The sequence below is a fragment of the Kribbella sancticallisti genome (assembly GCF_039530625.1).
Taxonomy (GTDB): domain Bacteria; phylum Actinomycetota; class Actinomycetes; order Propionibacteriales; family Kribbellaceae; genus Kribbella; species Kribbella sancticallisti.
In genome coordinates, this window is record NZ_BAAAOS010000012.1 from 1 (window position 1) to 9,348 (window position 9,348).

General features: G+C 63.6%; 10 protein-coding genes. All 10 read left to right on the forward strand.

All coding sequences use genetic code 11. The features are described from left to right. Positions 1-448, forward strand: a 448-nt coding sequence (locus ABD255_RS07330) for an arginase family protein (protein ID WP_344211166.1), incomplete at its 5' end; no start/stop codon positions are given. A 7-nt stretch (positions 449-455) separates the two neighbouring features. Then, complete coding sequence (locus ABD255_RS07335) at positions 456-1,394, forward strand: LysR substrate-binding domain-containing protein (protein ID WP_344211169.1); 939 nt, start codon at positions 456-458, stop codon at positions 1,392-1,394. A 54-nt stretch (positions 1,395-1,448) separates the two neighbouring features. Continuing rightward, positions 1,449-2,384 carry a LysR family transcriptional regulator gene (locus tag ABD255_RS07340; protein WP_344211171.1) on the forward strand — a complete coding sequence of 312 codons (936 nt, stop codon included), beginning with the start codon at positions 1,449-1,451 and terminating at the stop codon, positions 2,382-2,384. Between the two features lie 276 nt (positions 2,385-2,660). Further along, positions 2,661-3,476, forward strand: a complete 816-nt coding sequence (locus tag ABD255_RS07345; RefSeq protein ID WP_344211173.1) for an ABC transporter substrate-binding protein — start codon at positions 2,661-2,663, stop codon at positions 3,474-3,476. Between the two features lie 8 nt (positions 3,477-3,484). Continuing rightward, on the forward strand, positions 3,485-4,405 hold the full coding sequence (locus ABD255_RS07350; RefSeq protein ID WP_344211175.1) for an amino acid ABC transporter permease: 921 nt from the start codon (positions 3,485-3,487) through the stop codon (positions 4,403-4,405). After that, positions 4,402-5,166, forward strand: a complete 765-nt coding sequence (locus tag ABD255_RS07355) for an amino acid ABC transporter ATP-binding protein (protein ID WP_344211177.1) — start codon at positions 4,402-4,404, stop codon at positions 5,164-5,166. The genes ABD255_RS07350 and ABD255_RS07355 overlap by 4 nt, the downstream gene beginning before the upstream one ends. A 33-nt stretch (positions 5,167-5,199) precedes the next feature. Beyond that, positions 5,200-6,024 carry an SDR family NAD(P)-dependent oxidoreductase gene (locus tag ABD255_RS07360; protein ID WP_344211179.1) on the forward strand — a complete coding sequence of 275 codons (825 nt, stop codon included), beginning with the start codon at positions 5,200-5,202 and terminating at the stop codon, positions 6,022-6,024. Next, entirely contained in the window at positions 5,981-6,670 is a 690-nt protein-coding gene (locus ABD255_RS07365; RefSeq protein ID WP_344211181.1) for a CGNR zinc finger domain-containing protein, read from the forward strand. The genes ABD255_RS07360 and ABD255_RS07365 overlap by 44 nt, the downstream gene beginning before the upstream one ends. 89 nt (positions 6,671-6,759) lie before the next feature. After that, positions 6,760-7,800, forward strand: coding sequence for an alpha/beta hydrolase (locus tag ABD255_RS07370; RefSeq protein WP_344211183.1), 1,041 nt, complete (start codon positions 6,760-6,762; stop codon positions 7,798-7,800). Then, positions 7,797-8,726, forward strand: a complete 930-nt coding sequence (locus ABD255_RS07375) for an arginase family protein (RefSeq protein WP_344211185.1) — start codon at positions 7,797-7,799, stop codon at positions 8,724-8,726. The genes ABD255_RS07370 and ABD255_RS07375 overlap by 4 nt, the downstream gene beginning before the upstream one ends. The last annotated feature ends 622 nt before the right edge of the window (positions 8,727-9,348 follow it).

Consider the following 9,348-nt stretch of genomic DNA (forward strand, 5'->3'; position numbering starts at 1 on the left):
TGACGTGCGGGCACTGGCCGGCGATGTTCCGTTGGTGGAACCAGGCGATGTTCTGGTGCTTGGAGACGCCGACGGTCCGCGGCGACAGTTGGCAGGCGCGGCTGAGGCGTCGGTGGCCATCCCGGACGCTCGCGTCTTCGATGCGTCAGCGATTCGGGCTGCCGGCGTAGAGATGGTGGCGGATCGTATGGCGGCTCTCATCGAGCGAGAGAACATGCCTTTCTGGTTGCATCTGGACATCGATGTGGTCGACGGCTCGGTGATGCCGGCGGTTAGTTTCCCGGTCAGCGGGGGGCTCGCCTGGGGTGAGCTGGATGTGCTGCTGCGGCCGATCGTGCGAGACCACAGGCTGGCTGGCGTGTCTCTTGCGGGATTGAACGTCGATCGCGATCCTGGACGGGAGTACACCGCACAGGTGGCGGAGGTGTTGACCTCCCTGTTGGCGTGAAAGGCGGATGACGATCGGCACCAACATCCCTCGGCAGTTCCAATCCCGGCTGAACGTGCGCCGGCTTGCGCTGCTGCTGGAGATCGAGCGGAACGAGACGCTGACGGCCGCTGCGGAAGCGCTGCAGTACTCACCCTCCGCGGTGAGCCAGCAACTGAAAGTTCTCGAACAGGAGGCGGGCCTCCCGTTGGTCGAGCGCGGCGGCCGTCAGATCCAGCTCACCGACGCCGGCCGGATCCTGGCGCGTCACGCCGAGGAGATGATCGCCCGCCTTCTGTCGGCCGAAGAGCACGTCCGGGCCGTCGGCAGGCTGGGCCATGGTCGGTTGCGACTGGCAACCTTTCGCAGCGCGGGTGAATCGCTGCTCGTCGATGCCATCACGTACTTTCGCGGGCACCATCCGGCCATCCAGATCAGTCTCGTCGAGGGCGAGCCGGAGCAGTACATCGCGGCGCTTCGCCGACATGAGCTGGATCTGGTGCTGACCTACGACTACGACTGGCTGTCGTTGCCGTTCAATGACGGCGTCGTCCGGGATCTGATCTGCACGGATCCCTTTCTGGTCGCGGTTCCCCGGGGTTTTTGGCGCAAGAGCCGACCGATGCGGCTTGCGGATCTGTCAACGCAGAGCTGGATCGCCTCGACGCCGGCCAACGCGGTCCATCGCTTCACTGAACGAGCCTGCGCCCAGGTGGGGTTCGTGCCACGAATCGTGATGCATACCGATGACTACCACATCGCCCAGGAATTGGTTGCCCGTGGCATGGGTGTCACTTTTCTGCCGGAGATCTCTGCCCGCAATCATCACCGCGGTGTGGAGGTCCATCCCGTTGGCGATGTCACACTGGCCCGGCGGATCTATGCGACCTATCGCGTCGGCGGTGAACGGGTCGCAGTCGTTGCCGCCATCCGTGACGTCCTGATCGCGTTGGGATCGGAACGCTGATGATGCCGGGCGCCGGGGACGCGGTGTGCCCACAGAGCGAAGTCGGGTGATGACGTGCTGGACGTACGGCGTCTGAAGGTGCTGCGCGAGGTCTCCGTCCGTGGCTCGATGACCGCGGCTGCGGAGGCGCTGGGATATACGCCTTCTGCGGTGAGTCAGCAGATCGCTGCGCTCGAGAAGGAAATGTCGGCTGTGCTGGTGGAGCGCGGACCGCAGAGCGTCGCCTTGACCGAGGCCGGCCGGATCCTCGTCGAGCACACGGAGTGGATCCTCGAACAACTCGACGTCGCGGACGAGCAGTTGAAGGCAATCGCCGGTTTGCGTGGTGGGCGGTTGCGGCTCGCAACCTTTCGCAGCGTCGGGGAGACTGTCGTGGCTGAAGCGCTGATGGGCTTCCATACTGCCTGGCCCGAGGTGGAACTCCGACTGACCGAGGGGGAGCCCGAAGAGTACGTCGGTCGGCTGGCACGGGGCGAGCTTGACCTGGCCCTGTCGTTCGACTACGACGGCATCCCTCCTCCACACGACGAGACATTCGTCGCAGAGCAGTTGCTCGCTGAGGAGATGATGGTGGCCCTGCCTGAGGGGCACCGGCACGCGACGGCCGGTTCGGTTGCGTTGGCCGACCTTGCCGACGAGTATTGGATTGCGAGCTCCTCCAGATCGAGCGTTCATGAGTTCACGGCGCTGGCCTGCGGATGGGAGAACTTCCAGCCCAGGGTCGCGTTCGAGACCGACGATTACCACATCGCCCAGGCGCTGGTCGCGGCCGGCGTCGGGATCACCTTCGTGCCGGCACTTTCTCTCCACACCTCGCATCCACAGTTGCGTTTGGTGCCTGTGCGTCCCCGTCCACCTCGGCGCCGGGTTCATCTGCTGACCCGTGACGGCGGAGCAGCCTCTCCGTGTGTCACCGAGATGATGAAACTGCTGCGGACGGCCGCGCGTCGACAGGCTTCGGCGCTGATCATGAAGGACCAGCAGCCTTAAGGTCCGCTGGTGGTCGCGTGAAGAGAATATCGACCGCGACCACCGTGGTCAGGAATAAAGTAGCGCATCAAAGGCCAGTCGTCTCTGATTGATTTTACTCGGTGCCCGTATTTCAGTCGGCCGCGTCCGATGCGAATACAACACCTGCTGGGCGATTCGGCGCGGTACCAGAGAATCAGGGAGCATGAATTGAGATCGACAATTCGTTTCGGCGGGGCAGCAGCCGCCGTACTCGCCTTCGCGGGTCTCGTCGCGTGTACCTCCCAATCGTCCCAAGTGGGCGTGACCCAGGAGCCGGCAGGTCAGTCGTCAGGCGTGGCTCCGGGCAAGGCGGCCGAGTTGGTGCCCGCAGACATCAAGGCCAAAGGCTCCATTGCTGTCGCCAGTGCGTCGACGAACGCACCGATGGAGTTCCTCGACGCCGACGGAAGAACCTTGATCGGGTTCGACATTGACTTCGCCGACGCCATCGCGGCGTCGCTCGGCCTGAAAGCCGAGCATGTCACTTCGACCTTCGACGCGATCATCCCGGGTCTGGCTGCGGGAAAGTACGACCTCGGGATGTCAGGATTCTTTATCACGCCGGCCAGAGAACGGGTGGTGGACTTCGTGCCGTATTTGCGCGACGGCTCCGCGCTGGTGGTCCCGAGTGGCAACCCGCTGAGGTTGTCGATGGACCCGATGTCGCTGTGCGGACACCGGGTGGCCGGTGAGAAGGGCAGCGTGCAGGGGATCGAGTTCCTGCCGGCGATCTCGAAAGACTGCGTGGCCGCAGGCAAGGCACCTGTGAAAACGGCCCTCTTCCCGAAGCTCGACGAGGCGCATCTCGCGCTGGCTGGGGGCCGGGCCGATGCGATTATGGAGGACAGCATCCCAAGTGGATACCGAGCGTCGCGGTCCAACGGCAAGTACGAAGTCGCCCCCGGAGAGATCTACAAACCGGTGATGACCGGGATGGCGCTTCCGAAGGACTCCGCCCTGGCGCCGGCTCTGAAAGCGGCCATCACTACCCTCGCGGCTGACGGGACTCTAGAGCGCTTGATGCAGAAGTGGTCGATTCCGCGGACGGCGCTCCTGGCGTCTTACAACTGAGGCCGAAGATGACGTCGATCGCCGAGCTTTCAGACACCGATGCCGCGGATCTTGTCATCGTTGCGCGGAGGCATCCGGGACGGTGGGCGGCTGCGCTCCTCGTCGTGGCGATTCTAGGATGTCTGTGCTGGTCTGTACTGACGAACGACCGCTTCGGGTGGCCGACTGTCGGCACCTATCTGCGAGACGTGTCCATCGGCCGGGGAGTCGTGGTCACGCTCCAGTTGACAGGGCTCTGCATGCTTGTCGGACTGACTCTGGGGACGGTCATTGCGGTCGGCCGGCTGTCTCCGAATCCTGTTGTCCGGGGGGCTGCGTTCGGGTATGTCTGGTTCTTCCGGGGCACGCCAGTTCTGGTTCAGCTGCTGTTCTGGTTCAACCTGGCCGCCCTGTACCCGAAACTCACCTTCGGGATTCCGGGCGTCGCGCTGAATGCGAACGAGCTGATCACCCCGATGATGGCTGCGGTGCTCGGACTCGGTCTCAACGAGGCTGCCTACATGTCGGAGATCGTCCGGGCCGGCATCCTGTCGGTCGATCGTGGACAGTCCGAGGCCGCGGGCGCCCTCGGGCTCACCCGGATCGAGACCATGCGACGGGTCATTCTTCCTCAGGCGATGCGGGTTATCATCCCGCCGACCGGCAACGAAACCATCGGCATGTTGAAGACGACCTCACTGGTCAGCGTGCTGGCCGTCCCTGACCTGCTCTACTCCGCGCAGGCGATCTATGCGCGAACCTTCGAAACGATTCCGCTGCTGATCGTCGCCAGTATCTGGTATGTCGTGGTGACCTCCATCCTCTCGGTCGGCCAGTACTACCTGGAGCGGCACTACGCCCGGGGCTCGAAGGATCTGGCCCTCACGCCGGTTGCGCAGCTGCGGAGTGTCTTCGGCATCGACCGATTCGCGACGCGGAGGACGCGATGAGCACCGCAGTCGTCCGGGCCGTGGGCGTTCGGCACTCGTATGGTCGGACCGAGGTGCTCAAAGGCGTCGACCTGCAGGTCGACGCGGGCGAGGTTGTCTGCCTGATCGGACCGTCGGGTTCGGGCAAGAGCACCTTGCTGCGCTGCATTAACCATTTGGAGACGATCAGTGGCGGCAGTCTGTGGGTCGGCGGTCACATGGTCGGATACCGTCAGAAGGGCAACAAGCTGTACGAGTTGAGCGACAAGGAGATCTGCCGGCGGCGAGCGGACGTCGGCATGGTGTTCCAGCAGTTCAACCTTTTCCCTCACATGACGGTGCTCCAGAATCTCATCGAGGCACCTTGTCGGGTCCTACGGCATCCGAAGGGCGCCGTGCTCGAACGAGCTCAAGAACTGCTGGAGCGCGTCGGCCTGTCCGACAAGCGCGACGCCTATCCGGCACAACTGTCCGGTGGGCAGCAGCAGCGGGTCGCGATCGCCAGGGCACTGTGTATGCAACCCAAGCTCATGCTGTTCGACGAGCCGACCTCCGCCCTCGACCCGGAATTGGTAGGCGATGTGCTCGACGTCATGCGTGGCCTGGCCAAGTCGGGGATGACGATGATCGTCGTCACGCATGAGATCGGATTCGCCCGCGATGTCGCCGATCGAGTGGTCTTCCTGGACGGCGGCCGGATCGTCGAGGACGGATCTGCCGAGCAGGTCATCACCACCCCACAACATATCCGAACGCAAGAATTCCTCGCAGCCGTTCGTTAACGGCTGCTCGAATACGAATAGGACAAGACGAAGATGAGTCGATCTTTGGAAGGCAAAACCGCAATTGTCACCGGTGCCGGCGGCGGTATCGGGTCGGCCGTCGCGATTCGGCTGGCCGAGATCGGGGGCCGGGTCTGTGTCAACGACGTCGACGAGGCCAAGGCCAAGGTCGTTGCAGACCGGATCGTCGAGTTGGGCGGCCAGGCACAGGTTGCGGCTGGAGACGTGTCGGACAAGACCACGGTTGAGCAGATTTTCGACACCGCCATCGAGAAGTTCGGCAGCCTTGACATCCTGGTCAACAACGCCGGACTGATCGGGCAGGTGCGACACTTCCTCGACGCCGACGAACAATGGTGGGACCGGGTGATGAATGTCAATCTGCGCAGTGTCTTCCTCTGCTCGCACGCAGCGGCACGGCGCATGGTTGCTCAGGGCTCCGGCGCAATCATCTCCAGCTCGAGCGGAGGCGCCACGCGGGCCCACCGCGGTGAGGTTGCCTACGACGCATCCAAGGGCGGAATCGAGGCAATGACCCGAGCAATGGCCCTGGATCTGGCGCCGTACGGAATCAGGGTGAACGCAGTCGCACCGGGATCGATCAATGTCGCGCCTGAGGGAGCAGTCAGTGACCAAGTGCTCGCTGAACGCGGCAAATCCATCCCGCTGGGCCGGGTAGGAGTCCCAGAAGACCTGGCCGCCACCTACGCGTTTCTCGCTTCGGAGGAGGCCCGCTATATCACCGGCGTCGTCGTGCCGGTCGACGGCGGCATGATCGTCCAGCAGCGGTCGCCACAGGTGGACATTTTCGGACTTGACCTGTACCCGACTGTCGGCCGACTGGCGGCCGGTGCTTGAGTTGCGGCGCGGTGGAACGCCGCCGGAGACACGTGAGCACGACGGCAGTTTTCCTCGCATCGGTGGCCATCCACAGCTGGACTTGGTCAACACCGTCTCGAGACGCCTGGCCGCAGCCAGGACGGTCGAAACGCTCCCGGACTGGACAACGCTGCTGCTCTGGGCAACGAGCGCCGGGATCATCGCGGGTCGTCAGGGCGAACGGTTCGCCGCCGACGCCCGCCGCGATGCCAGTCTCGCGCAGACCATCCTCGAGGACGCCCGAAGGCTTCGCGAGACGTCATACCGGGTTCTTCAGCCCCTGGCAACGAGGAATACCCCCCGGCGGAACGACATCAGAGTCCTGAGCGCTCGAATCACCGAGGCGTTCGCCGATGCGTCAATCGAAACGATCGTCCCGCTGACCTGGACGGCTCGCTCGACGACGATCGCCGACCTCCCCGGGATGCTGGCTTTGTCAGCTTGGCACTTGTTGGCGACGGAGGATCTCACCCGCCTCCGCCAGTGCGCCGACAGCGAATGTGGGTGGTTGTTCCTGGACGCAAGCAAGAATCTCTCCCGCCACTGGTGCAGTCCGTTGACATGCGGCAACCGGGCCCGCGTCCGTCGACATCACGAGCGCATCCGCGGCCGTCGAACTGTCTGAGCCAAAGCTCAGCCCCGGCGGTGCATGCACCAGGCTTGGGGCAGCATCCCGGTGGCACCAAGGTCAGTTGCTTAGAGGAAGGATTACCGTTGACTGGGCACGACCGATTAAATGGGCAATTGAATCAGCATGTGATCACAAGTGCGGCATTGCGAGGCAATCCGCTGGGAGATCCGCATGAGCGCGCACTATGGGTTTACACGCCTCCTGGATACTCGGAAGGCGACCGGCGGTATCCGGTTGCGTATGTGATCCAGGGGTACTGCGGAACGATTGCGATGTGGTCCAATCGAACACCCTTTCGTCCAACTTTTCCCGAGTTACTGGACAACCTGTTCTCTCGTCCCGGCATGCCTCAAGCTCTGATCGTGTTCGTCGATGCCTGGACGAGCTACGGGGGCAGTCAGTACCTCGATTCCGCGGCAATAGGGAACTATCACACCTATTTATGCGATGACATCGTCTCCTGGGTCGACGATGCGTATCGAACGCTTGCGCACCGCGACCATCGTGCTGTCACGGGCAAATCAAGCGGGGGGTACGGCTCGATGGTCACGGCCATGCTTCGCCCAGACCTCTTCAGTGGTTTCGCGACTCATGCGGGCGATGCGCTGTTCGACACGTCGTATGCGTCCATGCTGCCGCAACTGGCGCGACGACTTCGGGACGACTTCGGCGGATCCTATGAGGCGTTCCTGGACTACTTCCGGGCCGCTCGGACTCCGCTGCTCCATCCGCTCGACGAGATGCTGATCGAGATCTACGGATACTCTGCAGCTTACTCGTCCGATGCCGACGGATCCGTGCATGTACCGTTCGATCCATCCACGGGCAGGCTGATACCGGAGGTCTGGGAGCGATGGCTTGCTTGGGATCCGGTGAGGCTCGCGGCTCAGAACGGCGAGGCGCTGCGATCGATGCGAGCCATCTGGATCGACGCGGGCCGTCGGGACGAGTACTACCTGGATCTCGGAGCGTCCGCATTTCATCAAGCAGTCGTGGGCGTCGGTGTGGATCCAGAGCAGGTGCATTTCGAGTTGTTCGACGGCGCCCACGGGGCTATTGAATATCGCTATCCGCAAGCGATCGAATGGCTGATCCGGCGCCTTGCTGTGGAGGTTCGACGATGATCTCGATTGTGGCGGCTCCAACAAATCTCGGCCTGCGGCCGCCGCAGGCCACCAGCGTCCCCGGCGGCGCCAAGGCGCCGGACGCGCTGCGTGAAGCCGGCTTGTACCGCCGTCTTGAAGCCGCCGGCGCCGAGGACGACGGCGTTGTGATCGCCGGTAGGTACGTTGATGACGTGCTGCCGGGCTCGGGGCGGGTCCGGAATCAGGATGCACTGGTCGACTATACGGTGCGACTGGCCGGCAGAATTGGCGGCATCATTTCCCGAGGACGCGCACCACTGGTCCTCGGCGGGGACTGCAGCGTGCTGTTAGGTGCAGGAGTGGCCTTGGCGCGCGCCGGGCGATATGGACTCGTGCATGTCGACGGCCACACCGATTTTCGTCATCCCGGCAATTCTGACCAGTGCGCAAGTGTGGCTGGTGAGGACCTGGCCGCAGCCGTCGGACTACACCTGCCCGAGGTGTCGGATATTGAAGGTCTGCGGCCGTACTTCCTGCCACAGCACGTAGTCCACGTTGGATGCCGAGACGATGACGAGGGCACCACCGAGGCGACGCAGACACTGGCGGCAGTCATTCCAGCGAGGCAGGTCGTCAGCGATCCTGATGGGACGCTGAGCCTGATCCGGAAAGCATTGGCAGCGCAGGACCTCGAGGGCTACTGGCTACACGTCGACGTCGATGTGCTTGACCCCGCCTTCATGCCCGCGGTCGACAGCCCTGATCCAGGAGGGCTGAACCCTCAGCAACTGATCACATTGCTCGGCGAGCTGGCCGCAGACGCTGTTGGAGCGGCGGTCTGCATCCTCGACCCTGACCTCGACCCAGACGGCAGCTGTGCGCAACTCGTTGCCGACGTCACCTATGAGGCATTGAGCGACCTTGGAGCGGCTCGAACTACAGTGGTAGATCCTGAGCTTGGCTGATTCGCCTTGCGTGGCGATCTGGTGGCTGGGGTGACATGGTGCCGCCATCGCTTGATCATGCAGATTCTCTGAGAACGACTGAAGTTGCGCGGTGGCTGCTGCGCTGAGCGTAAAAGTCGACGGCTGGAGCAGTGGACTGGGCGAGCCGCGGCAGCGTATTTGGCGTGCTGCGCGCGCGTGGCGACGCGGCGGACGGCGCGGGATGCTGTCGACGGGTTGCTGGCGGACCTGCCAGGCAAGCTTGGGCCCCGACCGAGCACAACCGGTCGTCGCTCGGCGGATTCGAACAGACTGGCGATGCCAAGGAGGGCCCGCAACGGTCGGGATGCAGCGCCAGTACTCCGGGACCTGCGGCCGTATCAGGAACTGCCGACTGGCGGGAAGTTCCCCTTGCCACACCGGCGGGACAGGTCAACTGCGCTCGTCTGCCGGAGTAGTACAGGGTGACGCAGGCGCCAAGGGACGCCAGTGATCTTCTCGAATCTCGGAATTATGCCTGTTATTTCGAAGACAATGGAATGGTTTGCCTGCGTCATGAGCCCCGGGGACAGTGAGGGCTGACGCCTAGTACTACAGCCGGAGTTCGTGATGTGCGGCGTGGGGGCGTGACGAGGCGCGGCCA